Source organism: Acinetobacter sp. WCHA55 (assembly GCF_002165305.2).
Classification (GTDB): domain Bacteria; phylum Pseudomonadota; class Gammaproteobacteria; order Pseudomonadales; family Moraxellaceae; genus Acinetobacter.
In genome coordinates, this window is sequence record NZ_CP032285.1 from 264,066 (window position 1) to 286,540 (window position 22,475).

Annotated in this window: 15 protein-coding genes; 7 read left to right on the forward strand and 8 right to left on the reverse strand. The window is 37.6% G+C overall.

All coding sequences use genetic code 11. From position 1 onward, the window contains the following. Positions 1–34: 34 nt before the first annotated feature. Positions 35–1,179, reverse strand: a protein-coding gene (locus tag CDG62_RS02325) for an IS3-like element ISAba14 family transposase (protein ID WP_099046175.1) whose coding sequence is annotated in 2 segments (ribosomal slippage) — positions 35–915 and positions 915–1,179 — 1,146 coding nt in all. Because the reading frame shifts where the segments join, the coding sequence is not laid out codon by codon here. 123 nt (positions 1,180–1,302) lie between these two features. Further along, positions 1,303–1,485, reverse strand: coding sequence for a hypothetical protein (locus CDG62_RS02330; RefSeq protein WP_057081906.1), 183 nt, complete (start codon positions 1,483–1,485; stop codon positions 1,303–1,305). A gap of 310 nt (positions 1,486–1,795) precedes the next feature. On the opposite strand from CDG62_RS02330, the gene CDG62_RS02335 reads away from it, so the two are divergent. From CDG62_RS02335 to CDG62_RS02345, 3 genes are all read left to right on the forward strand, one after another. Continuing rightward, a complete protein-coding gene (locus CDG62_RS02335; protein ID WP_057081907.1) occupies positions 1,796–2,029 on the forward strand; it encodes a hypothetical protein in 234 nt (77 codons plus the stop codon). Positions 2,030–2,322: 293 nt separating this feature from the next. Then, positions 2,323–3,768, forward strand: a complete 1,446-nt coding sequence (locus CDG62_RS02340; protein ID WP_087528766.1) for a site-specific DNA-methyltransferase — start codon at positions 2,323–2,325, stop codon at positions 3,766–3,768. Then, positions 3,761–6,604, forward strand: a complete 2,844-nt coding sequence (locus tag CDG62_RS02345; protein WP_058952593.1) for a DEAD/DEAH box helicase family protein — start codon at positions 3,761–3,763, stop codon at positions 6,602–6,604. The genes CDG62_RS02340 and CDG62_RS02345 overlap by 8 nt, the downstream gene beginning before the upstream one ends. Positions 6,605–6,663: 59 nt before the next feature. Here CDG62_RS02345 and CDG62_RS02350 read toward each other — a convergent pair whose 3' ends face one another. After that, positions 6,664–9,507 (reverse strand): hypothetical protein, encoded by a 2,844-nt coding sequence (locus CDG62_RS02350; RefSeq protein WP_087528767.1) that lies wholly within the window; start codon positions 9,505–9,507, stop codon positions 6,664–6,666. Positions 9,508–9,802: 295 nt separating this feature from the next. Here CDG62_RS02350 and CDG62_RS02355 point away from each other — a divergent pair, with 295 nt between their 5' ends. Beyond that, positions 9,803–10,465: a head GIN domain-containing protein gene (locus tag CDG62_RS02355; RefSeq protein WP_087528768.1), complete on the forward strand. Its 663-nt coding sequence runs from the start codon at positions 9,803–9,805 to the stop codon at positions 10,463–10,465. Between the two features lie 81 nt (positions 10,466–10,546). Here the strand turns inward: CDG62_RS02355 and CDG62_RS02360 are convergent, their stop codons facing one another. The 4 genes from CDG62_RS02360 to CDG62_RS02380 all read right to left on the reverse strand — a co-directional run bounded on the left by CDG62_RS02360 (position 10,547) and on the right by CDG62_RS02380 (position 16,037). Then, positions 10,547–12,214, reverse strand: coding sequence for a virulence-associated e family protein (locus tag CDG62_RS02360; protein ID WP_227504919.1), 1,668 nt, complete (start codon positions 12,212–12,214; stop codon positions 10,547–10,549). A gap of 28 nt (positions 12,215–12,242) precedes the next feature. Beyond that, complete coding sequence (locus CDG62_RS02365) at positions 12,243–13,151, reverse strand: hypothetical protein (protein WP_087528769.1); 909 nt, start codon at positions 13,149–13,151, stop codon at positions 12,243–12,245. 68 nt (positions 13,152–13,219) lie between these two features. After that, positions 13,220–14,419, reverse strand: a complete 1,200-nt coding sequence (locus CDG62_RS02370) for a hypothetical protein (protein WP_005028487.1) — start codon at positions 14,417–14,419, stop codon at positions 13,220–13,222. A 1,096-nt stretch (positions 14,420–15,515) separates the two neighbouring features. Next, on the reverse strand, positions 15,516–16,037 hold the full coding sequence (locus CDG62_RS02380) for a hypothetical protein (protein WP_005028478.1): 522 nt from the start codon (positions 16,035–16,037) through the stop codon (positions 15,516–15,518). A 355-nt stretch (positions 16,038–16,392) separates the two neighbouring features. On the opposite strand from CDG62_RS02380, the gene CDG62_RS02385 reads away from it, so the two are divergent. The 3 genes from CDG62_RS02385 to CDG62_RS02395 all read left to right on the forward strand — a co-directional run bounded on the left by CDG62_RS02385 (position 16,393) and on the right by CDG62_RS02395 (position 20,500). Then, positions 16,393–19,056 carry a type IA DNA topoisomerase gene (locus tag CDG62_RS02385; protein ID WP_087528770.1) on the forward strand — a complete coding sequence of 888 codons (2,664 nt, stop codon included), beginning with the start codon at positions 16,393–16,395 and terminating at the stop codon, positions 19,054–19,056. Positions 19,057–19,072: 16 nt separating this feature from the next. Next, positions 19,073–20,071, forward strand: coding sequence for a hypothetical protein (locus tag CDG62_RS02390; RefSeq protein WP_043041428.1), 999 nt, complete (start codon positions 19,073–19,075; stop codon positions 20,069–20,071). A gap of 195 nt (positions 20,072–20,266) precedes the next feature. Further along, positions 20,267–20,500 carry a hypothetical protein gene (locus tag CDG62_RS02395; RefSeq protein WP_005028471.1) on the forward strand — a complete coding sequence of 78 codons (234 nt, stop codon included), beginning with the start codon at positions 20,267–20,269 and terminating at the stop codon, positions 20,498–20,500. Between the two features lie 79 nt (positions 20,501–20,579). On the opposite strand, the gene CDG62_RS02400 is transcribed toward CDG62_RS02395, so the two are convergent. Beyond that, complete coding sequence (locus tag CDG62_RS02400; protein ID WP_024160893.1) at positions 20,580–22,388, reverse strand: zinc ribbon domain-containing protein; 1,809 nt, start codon at positions 22,386–22,388, stop codon at positions 20,580–20,582. Positions 22,389–22,475 lie beyond the last annotated feature (87 nt).

Below are 22,475 nucleotides of genomic sequence, written 5' to 3' on the forward strand. Positions count from 1 at the left end.
TAAAAGCGTATTTATAAGTGATATTCCGCTCTAGTTAAGCCACCTTGTTTTGTTGGGGTAGCTGATCATAGTAAAACTCATTTGGTGTCATTTTGTCTAGACTCGAATGAGGTCGTTTCAGATTATAAAACTCAAAATATGCACTCAATTGCTTTTTCGCATCTGTGACACTGCTATAAGCTTTGAGATACACCTCTTCATATTTAACGCTCCGCCATAATCGTTCAACCATCACATTATCTACCCATCGACCTTTACCATCCATACTGATTTGAATGCCATTTGATTTCAATACATCAATAAATGCATCACTGGTGAACTGACTGCCTTGGTCTGTATTCAATATTTCAGGTGATCCATATTTTTCAATCGCTTCATTTAAAGCCGAAATACAAAAATCCACCTCCATACTAATCGATACCCTATGCGCAAGTACCTTGCGGCTATGCCAATCAATCACAGCACATAAATAAACAAAGCCTTTTGCCATAGGGATATACGTTATATCAGTAGACCACACTTGATTACTGCGCTGAATAGCCAATCCTTTGAGCAGATATGGATATTTACGGTGAGCTTGATTAGCCTGGCTTAAATTTGGTTTGCAATATAACGCCTGAATACCCATTTTCTTCATTAAAGTACGTGTATGACGTCGTCCTATATGATGCCCTTGACGATTCAACAAATCACGCATCATACGACTGCCTGCAAAAGGATATTGCATATGTAATTCATCAATACATCGCATCAGCTTCAGATCTGATGAGCTAACAGGTTTTGGGCGATAATAATAACAACCACGAGAGACTTTCAGTAACTTAGCTTGTTTAGATACTGAAATCTGAAGTGAGTGATCGATTAACTTTTGTGGTTGAAGCGGCCCAGTTTCTTCAACACACCTTCTAAAAAATCAATTTCTAATGCCTGCTCACCGATTTTTGCATGTAACTTTTTAAGATCAATGGGAGGTTCTGATGGAGCTTTTGATTGATCGAAAGCTTGTGAGGAAGCTGAGATCAATTGATTTTTCCAGTCAATAATTTGGTTTTGATGAACATCAAACTCAGAACTCAATTCAGCAAGTGTTTTTTCTGCTTTGATCGCAGCAAGTGCTACCTTAGCCTTAAAGTCGTTTGAATGATTTCTTCTTGGTCTACGTGCCATAAAATACTCCATATATTGATGTTTATAACATCATTTGAGGAGCAGAGTATCACTTATAGGAGTTGTTCAAATTTCCGGATCCATCTCTGCCTATCGTAAGCTATAAAAAGGGAAATTTAATATCTCCCTTATAGATTACAAATATGAAAGCTGTATTTGAGATGCAAAAAAAAGCTTTTGCTCTAATTCCTCATTCCACAGTCCTTCATCTTCCATACCTTGTTTTATATTTTTGAATATATCATCAGATAAGGTAACAGTAGATGATATAGCTGAATATTGAGCTTGAGGTAAGCATTCATTCAATAAACCTTTCATAGTATTGATCAGTTTATTTCGCCAAATAGTTGTTCGTTTTGATTTATATTGCTCAAATTGATCTTCGGCAACGGAAAGAAGTTCTTGTATTTTTTCACCAATATCAAAACGAACTTGTACCCACGAATTTCACTTGCTAATGGTGAATTTTTTACAAACTCATACAGGGCGTGTTATGTAATTATTTGAAGTTAATTGCTAGTCATGGTTTATTGCCGGCATATATAATGAAATATTAATTAATTGCTTATGTTATCGTAGGGTTGGGTTGATATGCCTATTTTATGAGCGAATTAAAAGAAGGACGGCAATGATCGATGAAGACTATTTCAAATACAGAGAAGCCAATTTATTAGCTCAATGGGATAAAAAACTTGCCACGGTACTAAAAATTCAAGAACTTGAGGCAGAACTCAAAGAATTTAGCTATATCCAAACATGTCGCAAAGATAAAAATACAGCAAGCTATGCACGTTTAGAACGTAGTATAGAAGGGTTTAGAAACCGCATAGCCCGCTTAAAAAAACAACTTTATACGACCTAATCATCATTTTTAACAAAGCAGTGTTAGTACACTAAAATGATTGAATAGCTTAGGTCAATCACTGAACTTTAGTCAGATGTTTAGATGTTCTCACCTCGAATCACTTGCTAGTATCTCGAGAGAAAATTCTATTTGTATTTATTACTGTTTTTAGAAAACTATCAGTGTAAATTTACGGTCAAAATAGCCATAGATCTTTTATTAATTTAACGTAATATTCTGTTTATGTAATTTTAATATTTATATTTATTTATAAAACAATAAATTATTTAATTTTTATTAAATATAGGTATATATATCCATACAATACTGAGAACGATGGATTCAAATATAACGACACATTTACACATTCTTCTTGGTTATTATTTATTAAAAATCGCTTGGAAGTCGTAAAGGATTTGCTCAAAGAAGATGGCCTGGTTTTCATTCAATGTGATGACAATGAACAAGCATATCTAAAAGTTTTAGCAGATGAAGTCTTTGGTCGTGAAAACTACTTAAACCAAGTTTCAGTAAAAATGAAACAAACGTCTGGTGCTTCTGGTGGTGGCGAAGACAAGCGCCTGAAGAAAAATATCGAATATATTTTGATTTACACCAAAAATATGAATAGTGAGAATGGTTTTAAAAAGTTCAACGATTTCTATGACGAAGTAGAATTGTTTGAATATCTAGAAACCATGAAGCAGCTTAAAAAGAGCTGGAAGTATACGCGTATCTTAAAAAGCGTTGGTACCAAAGAGCACATTAAGACATTAACAGATGGTTCAGGTGAGCCGATTGAGGTTTATACGCATAAAGGTGTGGTTCTAGAGCCGATCAAAAAGGTGATGGAAGAAGAAAACCTGACTGAAGCTGAATGCTATCTGAAGTACTTTGATAAGATTATGCGCGACACGAATGCTCAAAGCTCAATTAGAACACGCGTGATGGAAGGTGTAACCGGGGATCATGAGCTATTAAGCATTGAATATGTGCCTAGATCTGGAAAAAACAAAAATAAGGTAACGACTGTCTATTACAAGGGTGCCAAGTGCGATCAAATTGCTTGGTTGAGTGATATTGCGGTCAAAAGAGGGAAATATATCTTCAAGCTTGAAAAAGCTGGCACCTTTTGGGATGGCTTTCCGCTGAACAATTTAACAAAAGAGGGTGGTGTATTGTTCCCGAATGGGAAAAAACCAGAACTACTTTTACAGCGTATTATTGAGATCGCCACGGATGAAGGAGATCTTGTGCTCGACTTTTTCTCAGGTTCGGGTACTACGGCTGCTGTGGCGCATAAATTGGGTCGCAAATGGATTGCGATTGAGCAGATGGACTATATTGATGAAATCACCAAAACACGCTTAAAACGCGTAATAAACGGTGAGGACGGCGGTATCTCTAAACTTGTAAATTGGAATGGTGGCGGTTCATTTGTTTATTTTGAACTGAAGCGCTATAACCAGGCCTATCAAGATGGAATCTTGGCTGCAACAAGTAAAGGTGAGCTGGACAGTATTTATAATGAAATGGCTCAGAATGCCTTTTTAAAGTTTTGGTTTGATAAAAAAGACTTTGAGCGTGAGGAATCATTTAGGGCTTTATCACTAGACGATCGTAAAGTGCTTTTATTGCAAGTTTTGGATGAAAACCAGCTATATCTAAACCATGCAGATATGTTGGATTCAAAATTCAAAGTCACTCAGGAAGAGATTGCGCTCACTGATAAGTTTTATGGTGCACCTAATGTCTAGATTAAGCCCAACATTGGTAAAAGATACCTTAAAAGACTTCCTATATTATCGTATTGAAAACGACAGTGAATACATTGAGTGGGCTAAAAACTTTACTATCCCTCGCTATATCACTGATAACTTGTCGCGTACTTTAAGGGGGTATCAAGAAGAGGCTGTAAAGCATTTTATCTGGATCTATGATCAAGATCCGACTAAAGCCAAACACTTACTTTTCAATATGTCAACTGGTGCCGGTAAAACGCTCACCATGGCTGCTGTTATTCTCTTTTTATATGAGAAAGGCTACCGTAATTTCATATTTATGGTCCATCAATTGCAGATTATTGAACAGGCCTATATGAACTTTATTGATCCGCAATTTGAAAAGTATCTTTTCAATAAGAACGGCGTGAAAATCAATGGACGTTCTATTCCTGTTAAAGAAATCAAACTCTTTCCAGATTCACAAGGCAACGCTATTAACTTTATGTTTTTAAGTACGGCGTTCCTCTACAACAAACTTGTGAATGAGGTAGAAAATGGTTTGTCTGCAGAAGATTTCTTGAATAATAAAATTGTTCTGATTGCAGATGAAGCGCATCGACTTAACGTGAATACACGTAAGAAGATAAAAGAAGATGATGAAGCGATTACCAATTGGGAAACTTCGGTCAATACTGCAATCAAGGCACGGCCAGATAATCTTTTGCTGGAGTTTACTGCTACTGTTGACTTGGGCAATAGTGCCATCCATAGGAAGTATCAGGACAAATTAGTCTATAAATACGATTTCTTGAGATTCAATAAGGAAGGTTACAGTAAAGCGGTTTGCTTCCTTTACAACACTGAAACTCAGATCGCCGATCAAAAACGCTTATTGGTGATTAATGCCGTTGTATTGAGTGAATACAGACGTTTATTCGCTGAGCGTGATATGCAAGTCACGATCAACCCAATTATATTGGTGAAATCAACCAACATTAAACAAAGCAAGCTAGACCGTGAATTTTTCCATAAGGTGATTAATTCACTTAAGCCACAAGATTTAGATTATCTGAAAAAGCTAAGTGAAACCAATCAGACTAATTTGCAAGACGCTGAAGATAGCTTTCGTTTCTTGCGTCAAATGTTTGCTTGGATTGCCTCTCCGAAGTCTGGTCTATCCACGATCAGCGATAGAGATGGTTTAAAATCATTTATTTCTGAAATTAAAATTCGTTTTTCTTCAGATAACACGTTTGTTTACAACTCAACGGATAAAACCAATTCAACTTTGTTGCCGATTTTAGATGATCCTAAAAACTATAATCGGGTGATATTTTCAGTTGATGCACTCACAGAAGGTTGGGATGTTTTAAGTCTCTATGACATCATTCACTTTGATATTTCTGCAGCGAAAAAAGTATCGCTGCAAGATATTCAGTTGATTGGCCGTGGTGCTCGTTTATGCCCATATAAACTGCATAAATCATATCGTTTGAATAATGATAACCTTGACTTGTTTGATAAAGAACATGGCTATGAGTTTGACCAGTACAAACGTAAGTTTGACAATGCGATTGATGAATACGGGCGTGTACTTGAAACGTTCATGTACCACTTTGTTAAGACTGGCACGTTTTACGACAACTTAAAGTTAGAGCTTCTAGGTGAAGGGATTATTAATAAATCCACTGAAAAGCACACAATCACGCTTAAATCTGACTTTATGAACAGTGAGACATATAAGAAAGGTTTTGTCTTAGTCAATCAGCAAGAATTTAGAAATAAAACGACTGATTCTGAGATTGATACGACTTTTAAGCGTGAAATCAAAGCCAGTGCATACCAATTGCATGCTGGTAGCTTGACCGACAAGCAACAGAATCAGATCCAAGCTGAAGTTAACCATAAAACCATCGATCTGACTGAAGAATACTTTAGCCGACCGGTCTTGAAAAAGGCGCTCGTTGCGACTGAAGGGAACTTTTTTAGATTTAACTATCTAAGAGAGCATATCGTTGGGTTAGATAGTATGGATGAATTAATCGATAACTACCTACCGCTTTATCAGATCCGCTATTCATATACTGAAGATAAGGATATTCACGATCTGACCATTGATGAAAAATATCAGCTACTTTTGGGCATAATTTTACCTGAGGTACGTAAGGCTATTGATCGTCATATGCCACGTATCACGGGTAGTAAAACCTTTAAACCTAAATCGCTGTCTACTGTTTTTCAGCAAGAGAAAAACATTTACTTGGTTGCTTTCCCTGTTGAAAATCCTGATACGGGTGAAATCACTGTCAATGCTCCAGACGAACGTGCGATCGCACAATCGTTGCACCCAAATGAACAACTGAAGTTTAATGTTGAGGGTGCCGATTGGTATGCTTATAGTGAAAACTACGGTACGAGTGAAGAGAAGCTATTCGTAAAATTCATTTCGACTCAAATTGATGCCCTTAAACGTCAATATAAAGATGCTGAAATTTACTTAATACGTAATGAGCTAGACTACTGGTTATTTAGTCCTATTGATGGCCGTAGATTCAGTCCAGACTATATGTTGATCGTGAATGATACGGTGAACCAAGAGATGTACTATCAATGTTTGATTGAGCCTAAAGGCGGTCATTTGTTGGTGAATGACGAGTGGAAGGAAGAAGTACTGATCAGCTTGAGTGACGAGAGTTCTGTAATTTTTGATCCAGATGAAGAGGATGACGAAGGTTATAAGAGCTTCTTAAAAGAGGTGGAGAGTATGGGCTATAAAGAGATTAAGTGTTTAGGCTTCAAGTTCTTTAATAGCGATCCTCGTGGTGAAACTGATTTTGCATTGGATTTTAGGGCAACATTGCCACACTAATCTTGAAAACATTGACTCAAAAAGAAGCCCCGATATTCGGGGCTTTTTCATATCTGCTTTTACATATCGAACGACTGTCCACGTTCGTTAGTTTTGTTTAAATTCTGCGGTTCTATACCATACAGCTTTAGACCATCACCTAGAACGAGATCATCTACACGCTTTTCAAAACGAGTAAAGAAATCGTTCAGTCTTTGGAAGACTGGTGGTTCATCTAACAGTTTGGCCATGTTGTTTAATGTTTTACTTAGACTGTTCACAAGATTGAACTTTTGTTGACGGTCCAAAGACAAGCTGTTCGATGTATCTAAAAGGGTGGTGAGGCTTTCTTGAACCTTTAGATAGTTTTGATCATTGGTCACATTACTGACAATCAAATGCACTACTTTGTTTTTGATCTTCAATGTATCCAGATTCAATTGATCAAATGCAATGGTCCTATCAGTAAGATTTTCTCTAAATGTTTTGAGATTCTGCCACTCTGGATGTGCAGCCTCTAAATCAGATAAAACTTTCATGATTGACGCACGGTATTCGCTATCAGACGCACTAATCACAAAAAGTTCAGGATACGACCGCTTCTTAGAAACTTCTTCCTGAGCTTTATTGAGCTTATCTTCAGCGACAGCAATTGAACCCTCAACATCGGCAGTACTAATACCAGCTTCATGAATTAACTTTCTAGCTTTATACATTTCTGCTGAATGAAGCCAAAAAGCGGTAAAGATAGCTGACTTAGCGTAGCTTTGATGATCGATACCTTGCTGAAGATTTTGTTCGGGAATGGTCGAACGATCCACACTCTGCAATTTAACTGTATCTTTGTTGATGTCCTTGGATACATCAATATGTACTTTGGTATTTTGCATGCTATCCATACTTGGGTTTGTGCTACTGGTTGGTTCTTTGGCACCCATTTTCTCGAATTCAATATCACCGGCTTTAATCTTTTGATGGCCATCTGCAGTAGCGACAACTTTCAAAACATCATTTTGAACTTTGGTGACATCAATTTCAGAAAGGATCTCCATATAAGACTTAATGCCCTCAAGAGTCATGACGGGCGAAGATACGGGTGCCGTAGCGGTTGGAGTTGATTTATCATCAAATGCTTTATCAAATGACGGCGGTTGGTACTTTGGTTTTGCATAGGATTTCGTGCTACCTGTACCAGCTGGTCCATCATAGTTAGCTTTTGATAGATCTTGTTTACGCTTTTCAATATTTGCGTTGTAATTTTCAATATTTGCTTGGTTTTTAGCTCGTATGTTCTGCAATTCCAGATATTTTTCATCTGATTGTGCAATCACAATGCCGTAATTCGGTTGGTATTCTTTATTAGGGAACTTGGCTGCATAAGCTTCGCGTTGACGGTTGTAGCGGTTAATTGCATACGCAACTTCAGGGATCTTGTTGTCTATACGTTTGACGGCGTTATTTAGTTCTTTTGCCAACTCTGTAGCTAAACGTTCAACACCTAAATATTGACGAGCATCATCCCAATCAGAAACAGATAATTTATTTTGGAAAACTGGGGGTAGGGTGATACGTGTTTTTTCATGTTTGCTCACATCACCTAACACACCACTTAATGAAAAGTTGTGACAAGCTTCTTGTAAGCCAGGATTCAAACCAGACTCAAGCGTTTGGCCAGCATCGTTATCATAACCAACAAATATATTGGCTTTAGGATTGATGCTGCGGATAAGCTCAGCAACACTTGAGATATTGGATTTACTGTATGACGCTAAAACTTGTGTGTTTTCTGCAGTAAAACCCTCACCCAATAAACCAAGCTCTAATCCGGCATCCAACGCCTTACGTGCGCTGATCGCTGTTGCCCAACCCTCCTTGATCAAATAGTTCTTTGCATTCGGGTTAAAGACTTCATAGCCAACATCAGGATTTTTGCTAACAGGCAAGAATGCATCTTTCGTTTTGGCTTTATCAAAAAAGTACTTGCCCTTATGCAGTACTTCTTCAAGCTTGTTGGTTTCCTTGTTGCGCTTTTTTTGGCGATGGTGGGTGATACGCTGTAAATTGACGACTTTGTTATTAGTGTCAATTAACGGTGCAAGAATGACAGCTCTGCTTTTACGTAAATCAAAGCCTTTTTTCTTTTCGCCCTCAATCTCAGGTTCAAAGTTGATGAAATGCTTTTGATACGCTAATACATTCTCTACTGTTTCAACGAGAAGCTGTTGATTGGTAGCTGATTCAGGAAGTTCACGCTTTACTGCTTCAATGGCTTCATCACGGGTAAAGTTATCTTTACGCATGATTTTAGCGCCGTATGGCTCTAGGTTCTTTTCAACCATATACGGCATTTGTCGAATGTCGCGTTTAAAGGTCTGAATGCTTCCAGTTTTATTATTAAAAAATGAATCGTCAATAACTTTACCAGCACGTTGCCACTCAATACGGATAGCGATTTGTGCAGCTAAGAGCTCTTTTTCTTGTTGAAGTAGATGCTTCTTTTGAGCTTCTTCAAACTCACGTACACGGCGATCAACATCTTCTTTACTTGGTGGTTTGTAGTTAGGGTTTGAATCTCGTTGAGGCTTGATTACGTTCTTATAGTGGTCAGCAAAAGCAATTGAGATTTCAATGTCAGTTACACCAAAGCGGTGTCCTTTGAGCACTGGCCAGTATTCACCAGTATCACGGTTCATGTTTGGATAGATCCAATACATCCCTCGTGGTTTGACATTATTGCTACTTGATTTACTAGGGTTATCTGATTCGGTGAGGCAAGGCACTTTTTCATCAAATACGGTCACGAATTGATATTTACCAGATGACTTGAATACGAATCCGTAGTTTCGCTCCAGTTCTTCTTGGAAAAACTGAAACATCGTATTTAAATCACAATTATGTCGGGCGTTCGGTACTTTCTCAGCCATAACAATTCCAATTTCTAATATATATTCAGGTGCAATGTGCTACCCAGGTTGCATAGGACTATTAATCATATGCTTAAGAAAATTTATACTTTTAGTATATACCGATTCTAAAAACATTTCTGTTTAATCTTTAATATAAGCTATGTCTAATAAAGGTTTAAAGAAAAATTAAAAGTTTTAATTTATTATTTTAATAAAAAGGTCTAAGCCCTCAATGTTATAATTTACAGACATAAATAGGTTATGAATGACCACTTATTTAGGGTTAAATTACTTTTATTAATTTGAGGTTTATATGTCAAAACAGTTTTTTTCGGGTTCTGTTGTAATCAATGGCAACGCCAATGTATACAGTTCAGCTTCAAACAAACAAATCGTTGGAAGTGGAAAACGAGTGACTAAGCAAGTACCTGTAAGCCCATTTAACGAAATCTGTATGAATGGTCCAATGAGTCTGAAGTTTTTTGCTTCAAGTGATTCTAAAATGGAAATTACTGCAGACGATAATATTGTGGATCTTATTAGTGCTACTTTTCAGGGTGGTGTATTGGTTTTAGCTATTCAGGACAATGTGAGTTTTAGTACTCGTTCACCGTTAGAAGTATCGATCACTTACCCAACTTTAAAAGCTATTGATTTAAAAAGTTCAGGCAATATCCAGATCTTAAATCTAAATGAAGATAAATTTACCGCAAGTATTAGTGGATCTGGAAATATGGATTTAGACGGTACCATTGAACACTGTGTCTTATCTTTGAAAGGATCAGGCAATTTTGATGCGTTACCACTGAAAAGCACCAATTTAGAAGTGGCGCTATCTGGTTCAGGCAATATCTTTTGTACAGCTATCAATTCAGCTCAAGTACAGCTTTCAGGCTCAGGCAACGTTAAAGTTTATGGAAACCCAATCCATAAGACACAAAACCGAACTGGCTCAGGACAAATTAGTTTTAAATAGGTCGATAAACCTAGTTCAATGAAAGTTTAGAGAAAAATAAACCCCAAAAGTTTGCTACCTTTGGGGGGCTATGTTTGACATTCAAATTATCGAAATAAAAATATTATTAATGAAGTTTTCGGACCATTCAGGATCGTTCGATTTACTCAAAATATCTTTGAGCCAAACCTTTAATGTTTCAATTGGATAATCTGCATTTTTGTATAAGTTAATCACTGTGATAATCTGTTGATTCAGTGCTGTTGTTGAATCATTACGTGCGATCATTTCTACAAGTTTTGTGTAGGCCTGAAGGAGTTCTGGTTCTTCAGCTCCAGTGACTTTACGGGGTTGCTTGCTAATCTGGCCAAGAATCTCAATAAATTGTTCTTTGACCAGCTCAATCGGGTGGATCTGACTAAATCCCTGTTGAGTCAGTAAGGCATATGCGCGTAAAACCAAGCTAAACCAATTCTTTTTGGTCATGCTATCAGGATAGAGGCCTATATCATCCAACTGTTGTTTGATGCCAAAGAATAGGGCACTGATAGAGTAGTTCGGGTTAACCGTGCTTTGAATTGCAGTCGTCCACACGGCATTTTGCATTTTATGACGTATAACATCACGCGTGTAATCAACGCCGTATAAACATTTAAAATCGTTCCAGTCACTTAGATCTAGCTGTTCTTCAGTAAATTCAGGTCCAATCATGGCTGCGTTTACAGCTCGGCATGCTTCTGTTGCGTAATAGATACCGGGATTGCGCTTTATTTTGCTTTCTAATGCTGTTTTATGGTCATTATCATTGAAGATATAGAAGCGTGAAAACGGGAATTCGGCACGGAAATCACGTACTACATTCATGATGTTGCCAGCCACGTACACGACAATGACTGGAATAGAGTATTGAATTGATTCTGCAATTGCTTCACCAGTGGCGTAGCCCTCACAAAAGATTATCCGATCTTGGTTCCATGCATCCAATGGATCTTTAAATAAGATTTTGAAAGCGCCGTTTGCAAGTACACCACGTAATGTAAACTTATCTTCACCACGCTTGTTTTTATGTTCAGCGATGGTCTGAAGGAAAATGATTTGATTTTTGAGGTTTTGCCCCTCAACTAAAAGCTTGTTCTGACGTAGCGACTGTTGATCTAGATCTGGTTGCAGATCAATAATACGGTTCAGAATAATGGTGCTGTTCTTGTGTTGAGGGTAGTACTGGCTGACATAATCAATCAGCTCATTTTTAGTGAAGTTGCTTGGATTGTACAATCTAGCATGACTGAAGCTAATCTGCTTTTTCACATTGTAGTTGTGTGGACGGTTTGGTAAGGGTAGGCTTCTGGCCCATTCAAAACCCATATAGATTTGAGCCAATATCTCTTGGTCTTTTTTGTTCTTCTCAGCACTTTTGCATGAGCTTAAGAAGCGTTTAAGATCTTCTTCTTGCTGTTCCTTGGTATATACGGTATCACCAGGTTGCAGATCCATTTCTTGAATGTATTCATACAAGCTGTAAGTGAAGTTTGCACCGCCAGCATGAAACCAACCATAAGACATACGTGCGTTATCTAGATCTACAAGATACCAGGCCGTTTTTTTCTTATTTTTTGTGGCGTCATTGTGGTGATTGGTTCTGAGGTAAATACGTTTAGAGCTTCGTTCAAGCTGAAAGTCACTCTCACGATCAAATACAATGCCCTCATTTTCAAGATGCGATCTAAATATTTTAGATAGCGTACCAATATCGATACCATACTTGATCATGAGGGGGTTCATAAATAAAGAAACTCACTTATAAATATTTTATAACCAGAGGTTGAGCGACTACATATTTTGATGGGTTGTTGGTTTGCAACGTGATTTCATGAGCGTAATGCCATGCCTTAGTGATACGGTTTAGGATGACACTTTCAAGGTCGTCTTCTAAGAATTCGTAAAGATTAAATCGCACGTTGTTTAAGATCAGTTTTTTATAACCTTTCACAAGGGTATTTAAAAAATTCTGGGATTGGTCCATAAAGGCGTTAACGTCAGCATCATAACTTATTGTGTTATTCACGACTGCATTATAAAAGTACTGCTCAGAATCAATTTTAATAATATGCATCTGCTCTAAGAATGACTCTAAATAAGCTGGATGCATATTTTTACTTAAAAACTTACAGATCCGCTTATTCTTGTTGTCGTTAAAATAGATGTATTTAGAGGTTAGCTCAGCATTAATCACTGTGACATATTCGCCGTCCACACGAAACTTCACGGTATTATTGTTGGTGAACTGCAGCATTAATTCTGTGAAGATATAGCTATCTAACGTTTTTTCATGCTTAAACGTCTGCTTGTCCAAGAAATTACTGTTGTACTGAAGATCTGCAACATTGGCATAGCTTTGAACGAATTGAGCGATGTCATTGTGCATGTTTTGGGTGTCGAGATCCGATACTTCAGTTGAAACCGATTGAAAGGCACTATTTTTATAAAGATGCCCTAATAATTCTGTTTGATTGTGGTTTTTAGGTTTAACTTTCAATCCAACTGTAAAATCGTCTTGCTCATAATTCCCTTTAATTAGATTGCTTAAATAACTTTCAGCTTCTTGAAAAGATACGTTTCCAAGGTTGTCTAAAAATGATTTTAAGGAAGTGCCATCTAATCGTACTGCAACATGAGATATAAATGATGGATCGAACTCGAAACGCATAATACTTCATTGATTGAAATGGGTATTAAAAGTATATAACAGGTTTAAGGAAAAAAGAATGAAAACCTTTAAGTATTATTACCATAAAAGTAATTTTGAATTGATTTAATAAGTTTAGTTTCGGTTTCTTGAGTATATAAACTACCTGAAATTAGTTTTAAGCCAGTATCAGTTTTAAGCCAATGTAGTGTATTAAAATGGTCATTAGCGATATGGCTACTCTTGTGCATGCGCGACACAAAACCAGTGTTCAGACCAGTATCAAACAGGCGTGGACAACTTGGTGCGTGGACATGATAGAGGACTTCACGGCGTTGATTGCTAGAGGGTGATTTACCTACGCCACGGCGTACTGGCATACCTTTGTGCTTTCTATAACTATTGAGAAATGAATCAATCGTATCGTTATACGTGGGTTGCATCAGGTAGCCACGGTGATTGTAGATGTCAGTTTTAGGATGAATAGAAAAATTAAATAAGCTAAGCATTTTACCAAGTAAGATTAATAGCTCAGGACTACCTTTAAGGTTGGTACCAATCAAACTATCTTTAATGGTTTTAATAGTATCCGTGCGATACTCTAAAACCACATAGTCTCCCCAATTAGAGGTTAAGCTTAAAGGATCTTCATCAGATATGTTGGCTTCAGTATCTTCATAGCAAAACACGATGATCAGTACTTTAACGTTGTTTCCGTTAAACAAAACTTCGTTTTGATGCGCGAAAAAACCATATAAAGGTTTGTCGTTGTGTCCTAGACCTGGTGTATGAATAAAGTTGGTCCACTGAAAGTAGTAATTCAGCAAATGACCATCGACATAGCGACCGTTTTCATCATTCAATAGGGTGCGATATACATCATTTTCAAGCTTTAGCACGGGTTGGCTGTACCGCCAAGCGCTCAACGCTGCAGTCGTAAATGCAAAGTCATAAAAGTTAAACTCAGGGTTCATATTTTTATAGAACAATGCATAAGGCTGTAACACACTTTCCCATACCTGTAATGGGATAAAGATGTTGGAACCCCACTTAGGAATCTCCGCAAAATAACCAGTGCCATAGGTATGATTTACGTTATCCCAAAACAGGCGTTCTAGCTGTTTATAGTCTGGAATGTCTTCGCTTTTAACCAATGATGCTGTACATAATGCTAACTTTTTCTCCAGTGCCAATAATTGACTGACAGGAGGGTATAAGCGACCAGCTTTTTGCGTAAAAACTTCCGCATTCAACTTTGATATAACATCAGCAAAGATTGAATCTTTCACTATACTGGTCTTCCATAAAAGGTGTGTGAGGGTGGCTAATTAGTATAAGGCATTCTAACAAGTTGTATGTATTCTATAAGGCGTAAAACTCTAAAAAGTTGATAATATATATCAGTTTTTAAAGCATTCACATTTCATACATAATTCTAACCTTGCTCAAATATAACATCATATTGTTTGCGATTTCTAAACAACAGTTTAACTAATCTGCAATATATCAGGGTAGAGCTGAGTATAGGGCTTAATCATTACTTTTGTTCAGCATGAGATAATAGTTTGTGGAATTTCCGTGAATATGATTAAAAAAGCTTTAAAACTTATTAGAGATCGGTTATATTACGAATCAAGGGATATTACCCTATTTAATAAACTATTAGACTGAGATTGTTCTAATAGTTTTTTTTTGCCCTTTTTTTGACATTTCCTGTTTTTTCTTCTATAGCTTCTGCTATATTTCTCCATATTTTACTCTATTTTTCGTTATTTTGATTAATTTTTAATCAATGTTAAAAGCTTAAATAATCAGCAACTTAGCCATTTATACCCACTACTATCCACAAAAACCTGTGCATAAAAAAACCAAATATTAAATCCCAAAATGGAATTTCTTCAATTTTAAGCTATAATTATGCTCATAGTTTTAATCATTGTAGTGGACTTAGTTATGAGCCATGTAGACCAAATAGAAACGATTAAAATTACTAACCGCGAAATCGGAATATTGCCTAACAATGTGCCAGTAGTAGATCAGTTTTTGAATAACTACCGCACACATAAAGCATCAACGACTCATTCAGTGGCTAGTAATTCACCTTTAATGAACATTACCAATTCAATGCATGTGCATCGAGTAGAAGATTCCCCCTATACTCAACCTATTCGTAAACTTCATTAGAAATAAAAAAAGCAGCGATTTCGCTGCTTTTTTATTGCCTATTGCATTTCTTTAGTGCTGATCCATATAGCTTTGAGTGAGCTTCTTACGCTCGTAATTCTCTTTGAGCTGTATGCCAATACCAATAATTATTATAGGTAAAATGGCTAGGGCAAAAAGAATGCAGATCGAATCAAAAATTGGCCTGGGCATATGAGCGCATTATTGCGGATTCGCATTGGTTAATTCCTCCAGTGTTGGTGGTTTTGTGGCGACTGGTTCATTTGCTGGTGCTTCAGGTGACACTTCTGGTACTTCAGGTGATACTTCTGGTGTTGAATTTGGTTCTTGTTGTGGATCTAACTTGTCTTCATAAGACTCTTGTGGAAGGCTATTGCTTGCAACAAAGTTATCTAGAATATCCTGAGCCTTATATGCCTTATTGCATTCGTCATTTGAGGCGTACATTTCTTTTTGTACGCTATCGTCTAAATACTTTTCTCGGCCATCACTAACATCATCGCTGTAATAACCAGCTTTCTTAGCAGAATCTATATAAATGGAATAACAAATATTTAAAACATTACTACGCTCGTAATCATGTTTGTAATACCAGTCAATACTACGTTCCTTTGCATCAGTTTTCGTATCTTCAAGGTATTGATCTAAGCGTTTCTCTTGTGGCGTAGACGAACACCCGATGATTAACAATGAGGTGCTTAAAACTATAAGTTTTTTAATCATGGTTTTAGCTTAAAACAAACGATACCTTTATAGTACAACATTAATTCGTTAAATAATATTTTTGGAATTTTAATTTGTGACAGTTAAACAGTGCATTTTCAAACAATTAAGCCGTTTTTTCCCATAATTTTAGATAAATATTGTTGTCTTTTTTCGCGTAGATTATTGAAAACAGGAAGTAATTTAACCACTTGAAATGTTCATCCAACTAAAGATTAAGAAATAAGCCCTTAAAAGTGTTTGTTTATCAACCCTTAAACCTATTTAAACATTTTAAAATTGTATATACTTAAACCATTACTAGATTAACTTCAGTAATTATTACTAAAGAAAGTTAAAAATTGGATGAATTTTAATGAGTAGTTTGTTCATAGTAGAGTCACCCGGAAAGGTCGAAAAAATTCAACATATCTTGGATGACCTGTATCCGCACGAATTCGTTGTACGCGCTTCAGTTGGCCATGTATGTGATTTACCTAATCATGAGATCGGTTTTTCATATCCAGCCTTTGTTCCTAAATACGAAATATCTCAAAATAAAACACGCGTTGTTCAAGAATTAAGACAGGCTGCTAAAAATGCAGATACGGTTTTCCTCGCAACTGACTTGGACCGTGAAGGTGAAGCCATTGCATATCACTTAAAACGTATCCTGAACTTATCTGACGATCAGTATATTCGCGTCAAATATAACGCTATTGATAAAAGTACGATCGCTAATGCACTTCAAAATGGTGAAGAGCTGGATCAAGGTATGGTGGCATCTCAAGAAACACGCCGTTTCCTTGACCGTATGATTGGTTTTTACTTGTATGAGCCAATTTCAAATATTTTAAAAGGCAAATTTCCTGTTGGCCGTGTTCAATCTGCCGTACTCGTTGTGCTTGGTGATTTAGAAGATCTACTGAAAAACTTCAAATCACATGAACATTACAATCTTGAAGTAACTCTAAAACAAGGTTGGGCTGCGAAATGGGATTTTTCTAAGTGGCTTAATCCTGAAATGAAGGATGTGCACAATAACCAGTGGTTAGATAAAGCTTCAATTACCCGTCTACAAAACGTAATTGATAAAAAAGACTTAACCATTACCAGTGTTGAAACTAAGCCATCTTTCCGTAGTGCTCCAGCGCCGTTTATTACTGTTGATCTGCAAGCTGCAGCTGCAGCGCGTCTTGGTTTGGATCTAAAACAAACTATGGAAGCAGCGCAAAAGTTATATGAAGGTGGTTATATCACTTACCATCGTACTGATGCTGCTGTAATTTCGCCTGAGGGGATGCAAGCTCTAGAAGCTTTTGGTGAGAGAGAGGGCATTGCGATTATCGGCAATAAAGCCAAATCTCGCGATGGTGCTCAAGAAGCACATGAATGTATTCGTCCTAGTGACTTCTTTACCTTTGAAGCTGGTGAGGACCAAGTTCAAAAGGATCTATATCGTCTAATCTGGTTGCGTACTGTTGCATCGCAAATGGCTCCAGCTGAATACGAAGTTAAATCCGTTATAGGTGTCTATAAAGATGTCACTCTCAATGTAGATGGTGAAAGCATTACTAAAGATGCTGAATTCAAAGCTTCTAGCCGTATCTTAAAAGAAGATGGCTGGTTGGGCTTATTAAAGACCTACAGTATTGATGAAAATGCACTTGAATACGTGGACGGTGAAGAAGATTCAGAAAAAGAACCTGAACATACGCTACCTATAGATATTGAAGTCGGTCAAATCCACAATGTTATTGCTGGTAAAGTTATCGCGACCAAAACCAAACCACGTTCACGCTACACCGTACCATCATTGGTCAAATTACTTGAGAAAAAAGGAATTGGTCGTCCTAGTACTTACCAATCAATCTTTGAACGGTTAATCAAGCACGGCTATATCAAGCTTGTTAAAAAGAAAATTGAAGTTACACCGCATGGATTGAAGTTGATTCAAAACATTAGAGGTAAGTTTAGTTTTGCAGATCCGCTTTACACCAAAGAAATTGAAGAAACACTGGATCTAATCGCTACTGGTGATGCCGATTACAAACAAGAACTCCAAAAGTTCCATTTAGGGATTGAAAGTGAATTAGGACAGTTCTCAAAACATTGGCTTGATTCATTCCCTGTCTACAAATGTAATAACTGTGATGACGGACGCATGTTGCCGAAAATCGGTACCAATCGCGACAAAACAACATCGGTCTACTGGTCATGTAATTCATGCAAAAGTTCAGCGCCAAACAGAAATGTTGATGGTAAAGATGAACCGGGTAAGCCAACTGTACGTGAGCCAACTGCTCATTTATGTTTATGTGGCAAATCACTGACTCAGGTTACAACTGATAAATCTGTATTTTTTGAGTGCTCTCAACGTGCGTTCGTAGATGGCACCTGTAAAGAAACATACCGTTCTACAAATGACGAAAGCGGTAACTTGGTTCCTGATTTTGACGAATATCGCCGTAACCATACATACAAATGTCAGCTTGAAGGGTGTGGCGGTTGGTTGCGTGAGTTAAAAGGTATTTCAACTTCTTCAGGTAAGCCGTATCACTTCTTTTCTTGTGAAAAATCCAATCCAAACCTGAAAGGCAAAAAATGTAAGTCGGGTCCATTAGAGGTGTTCCCTGATGGTAGTCCTAACTACGAGCCAAGATTCCAAGTGACCAAAACAGAGTATCCATGTATCTGTAAAAAGCCTCTTGTACATACCAAGTACCGCAAAGAACCTGGTGTTTACGAAGAGCGATACAGTTGTGAAGCTGCATCATGTAAACGTTATTTCGACATATTGCCAGATGGATCACCAGATACCCAACTTACAAAATCTCGCACTGGCAACGAAGCCAAGTGTTTTGAGTGTGGCCAGACCATGATTCAGTCTGCATTTAATTTACGTGGTGAACGTAAGTATAAATGGGATTGCTTTAGCTGTGGTGCAAGTGGATACGACAACAACGGTGAGCCAGTTCAACGTGGCAAAAAGAAAGCCAAGTCTAAATCGACCTCTAGAAAAGCTAAATCAAGTAAATAATTGAATAGGTGAATAAATGAGTAATCACGAACCAGATGATATGGACAACATCGGGAAGGAAGCTGAAGAAGCGATCAAAATCCAACCCGATGATGAACATGTAAGTGAGCCTGAACAGCCAGCCAAGACAGCAAAGAAGGGCAAAAAAGTAAACATTGATGAAAACTTTTTTGCTAAGCATAAAAAGCTAATCTTGATTGGCGGTGGTGTTCTTTTCTTTTTGTTATTTGCTGTGGTTATTTTTGGCAATCAAAACATCGAAGTTGAACGTCCACAACAAAGCGATGTTGAACTTGAAGCTCGACTGCAGAGTGAAGTTGCAAGACGAGTAAAAGAAGAAAGTATGAAATTGGCTGCTCAGCGCAATAAAATTATCGACCGTATTAGTCGTAACTTTGACTGTAACGCACCACAAGTATTCTGTCATGCACAAGATACGTCAGAACCGTATTCAACTGTCGTTTCTAGTTTGCAGAACTTCCAATTTCAGCCAGATACGCCGTATGAAGTTTACATTGAAGTCTACCCCTTGAAAGTGGATGCCCAAAACCCACAAACAAGTCAGCGTAAAGGAAGTGTTTGTAGCCCGAACAACGTGCACCTTTTCTTATGCCAAAAAATCGTAATGAAAAATCCTGCGCTTATGGCCAATCAGATCCGCGAACTATATGCGCTACTAACGCCGTCTATGACTTATCGCTTGCAGATCAGCAGTCGTCCAATTACGCCAAGTGACATCGATCTGACATTGATTACTACCGAACTGGACAAAATGAATGCCGATTCTGCAACTGCTAGTGAACCTGAATTGGAGTGTGTACCGCCAGATCCTAAAAAAGATCCTGTTGCGTACAACTTATACGAAACAGGGGGCATGTCTTGTCAAGACATCATGAAGGACTTAGCTGCACGTAAGACAACTGCTCCAGCTGGTCAACCTGGTCAAGCTCAACAAAGTGGTGGTGAACAACCACAACATCCTGATGCATTTGGTACGCCAGTAGCAACACATTAAACATACTAATAAGAAACGGATTGATTTTGGTTAATCCGCTATTAATTGGCTTTTGGTTGAGAATACTAATTTAAGCATCTGTTTATCAAATAGATCTTAAAAAAATGAAACAATAAAATGCAGATTTATTCTGCATTTTTTAATTTTCACATTACAATAGTTTAAATTCGCAACTTTTAAGCAACCGGGTACGCTATGAACAACCCAACCAAAATTCAAGATCTGCAAGTGGCAGATTTGCCGTCCACGTTTAAGCTGAAGAAAAAACATAAAGAAGAAGTTTTTCTGAAGTACAAAGAGTTGAATGAGGCACTATTCAAAGTAGGGTACATTCCAGTGACGTTCTCAGACTTTGTGCATGCACTTATAGAAACTGGCGTAAAGGGATTTTCTGTCGAAGAATATGTCAATGCTCAATTAAACTCTTAATTTTAGAAGTCTAATTATTTTTTTGATGTCAAAAAAAAGTGGACCACATTCGTAATCCACTCCTTTATTTTTTTAACGATTAACTTTCTTTTTTGGTACCACACTGAGGGCAAAACAGCATATTGTCCTGAAGTGGTTCACCACATTTCACACAAAACATATTCTTTTTCGGTTTGATGATCACGGGTACTTGATCTGATAGATCCTGACCGTGTGTTTCAGGGTTATTCATCAATCCAAGATGTGTACCATGTGTTCTTGGTGAGCTTTTATTGATTGCGCTATTCATCTGGTTCATAGATGACATGCGGTTAATATCTGCTTCAGACGTTGGGGCAACCACAATGCTTTGGCTTTTGGCAAAGTCGGCTAAATGCTCTTTCAGTACAACAGCATCATCAGTACAAGCAGTCATGCTCAAGATCGCACGGTTTTGATATTTACCGAAGGTCGTTGTGCTAATTTCAGCGTACCAGACACGTAACGTCATGGTTTCAACATTGATGACTTCTTTTTGTGATTTCACGCTGTCGTCAAGGTAACGGCCAAAGTTTATTTGAGACAATTGATAGCTACCTTTAGCCTCAACCCATATTAGTTTTGATACAAAGTCAAAACGGCTCCATAGGTAATTACCGTGCTCAAAACAAAACTTCCCTAAGATCCACATCGATACACCAAAGAAACCATAAGTGAAGTCGCTAAAATCCAGATAGCTTCCGTTATATAGACCTTTGGCAAAAATAGTCATTAAAACGACTGAAGCAATAAAACTTAACAATCCAAAACTATTGAGGATGGCTAACCAGCGATACTTTTCTTCTTTGAAGCATGAGCTCAATGTCATATCACGAAGGGTATTGATTGGCACTGGTTGAGTTTCTTCTAAGATCTCACCCTCAAAAGCACCGTTTTTACTGCTAGAGTTGATAACTGGCAACTGGCGTGAATAGATTCTGTTAGGAATAGCACTTTCCCAATTCTTTTGTAGATGGCGTTCAAGTTCATCAAACAATTGCATTGGTTGGCAATTCATACTCAAACTATCCTGAACGACTCCAGCACTGGCTTGTGGTGGCTGTTTTACCATTTGAGCAACCACGGCCAAGAAGAATATCGCAATCGCAATCAGCGCTGCAATTAACGTAAAAATGGCTTTATCCATGCTTGGCAACCAAATAGGCGCAACTGCATGTTGGGTAAGGATAGGTACCAATACAGGTCCAAGAATGGCAACTAAAACCAAACCAATGACCTTAGATAAACCAATTTCTTGTGCACCTGTGTTCGGATTAGCCATAGGACGCAATAAAACAATCAAAATAATGGCGTTGTAAACAATCCCAAGCCAAGCACCTGTATTGGGTGATGCGCCCACATACGCGATTAGAGCACTCACTAAGGTAATCAGAAAAACAATCGCATTTTGAAATTGAGCTTCTGCAGCGTTACGGATGAATAATGGCGAAAAAATAAGATTAGGGAACAGTGAATATAGAATCCCGTTCACTGAGCCTTTTGGTTCTTCATAAATCAAAGCGCTTTGGCGTAGGATCTCTTTAATATCGGTTGCACCAGGATAAGCACCAGTTTCTTGAATGGATAACTCCTGTGCAAGTCCGGCTGGTTGATCACGACCAAAGTAGAACTTTAGGTTTGATAAGCCTGTGGTCAGCAGTAGAGCGCCATAACTGAACATTGCTAGACCAACTATAAGCGGTGGTAGTGCAACAAATACACCGTTACTGAATAGACCTTTTGCACTGAAAATTAAGCTTAGGCCAGCCAGCATAAAAACGATGGCACCGATCACTTTAAAAATGTTTTCTATTCGGTAGGGATTAGGGAATTCAAACCGCTTATCTTGCGAGTTATATTCATATGCCATTTTTAATACTCCTTAACGCATTTATCTAATTACGTTTTAATTGGTTAATTATAACTAAGTCGTGGGGTATAAAGTTTTTTTAGTTAA

Bases quoted from the DNA above. Each gene is read 5' to 3' on its own strand.
- CDG62_RS02330 (WP_057081906.1), bottom strand. From the start codon at position 1,485: ATGAAAGGTTTATTGAATGAATGCTTACCTCAAGCTCAATATTCAGCT.
- CDG62_RS02335 (WP_057081907.1), top strand. From the start codon at position 1,796: ATGATCGATGAAGACTATTTCAAATACAGAGAAGCCAATTTATTAGCT.
- CDG62_RS02345 (WP_058952593.1), top strand. From the start codon at position 3,761: ATGTCTAGATTAAGCCCAACATTGGTAAAAGATACCTTAAAAGACTTC.
- CDG62_RS02350 (WP_087528767.1), bottom strand. From the start codon at position 9,507: ATGGCTGAGAAAGTACCGAACGCCCGACATAATTGTGATTTAAATACG.
- CDG62_RS02355 (WP_087528768.1), top strand. From the start codon at position 9,803: ATGTCAAAACAGTTTTTTTCGGGTTCTGTTGTAATCAATGGCAACGCC.
- CDG62_RS02360 (WP_227504919.1), bottom strand. From the start codon at position 12,214: ATGATCAAGTATGGTATCGATATTGGTACGCTATCTAAAATATTTAGA.
- CDG62_RS02365 (WP_087528769.1), bottom strand. From the start codon at position 13,151: ATGCGTTTCGAGTTCGATCCATCATTTATATCTCATGTTGCAGTACGA.
- CDG62_RS02380 (WP_005028478.1), bottom strand. From the start codon at position 16,037: ATGATTAAAAAACTTATAGTTTTAAGCACCTCATTGTTAATCATCGGG.
- CDG62_RS02385 (WP_087528770.1), top strand. From the start codon at position 16,393: ATGAGTAGTTTGTTCATAGTAGAGTCACCCGGAAAGGTCGAAAAAATT.
- CDG62_RS02390 (WP_043041428.1), top strand. From the start codon at position 19,073: ATGAGTAATCACGAACCAGATGATATGGACAACATCGGGAAGGAAGCT.
- CDG62_RS02395 (WP_005028471.1), top strand. From the start codon at position 20,267: ATGAACAACCCAACCAAAATTCAAGATCTGCAAGTGGCAGATTTGCCG.
- CDG62_RS02400 (WP_024160893.1), bottom strand. From the start codon at position 22,388: ATGGCATATGAATATAACTCGCAAGATAAGCGGTTTGAATTCCCTAAT.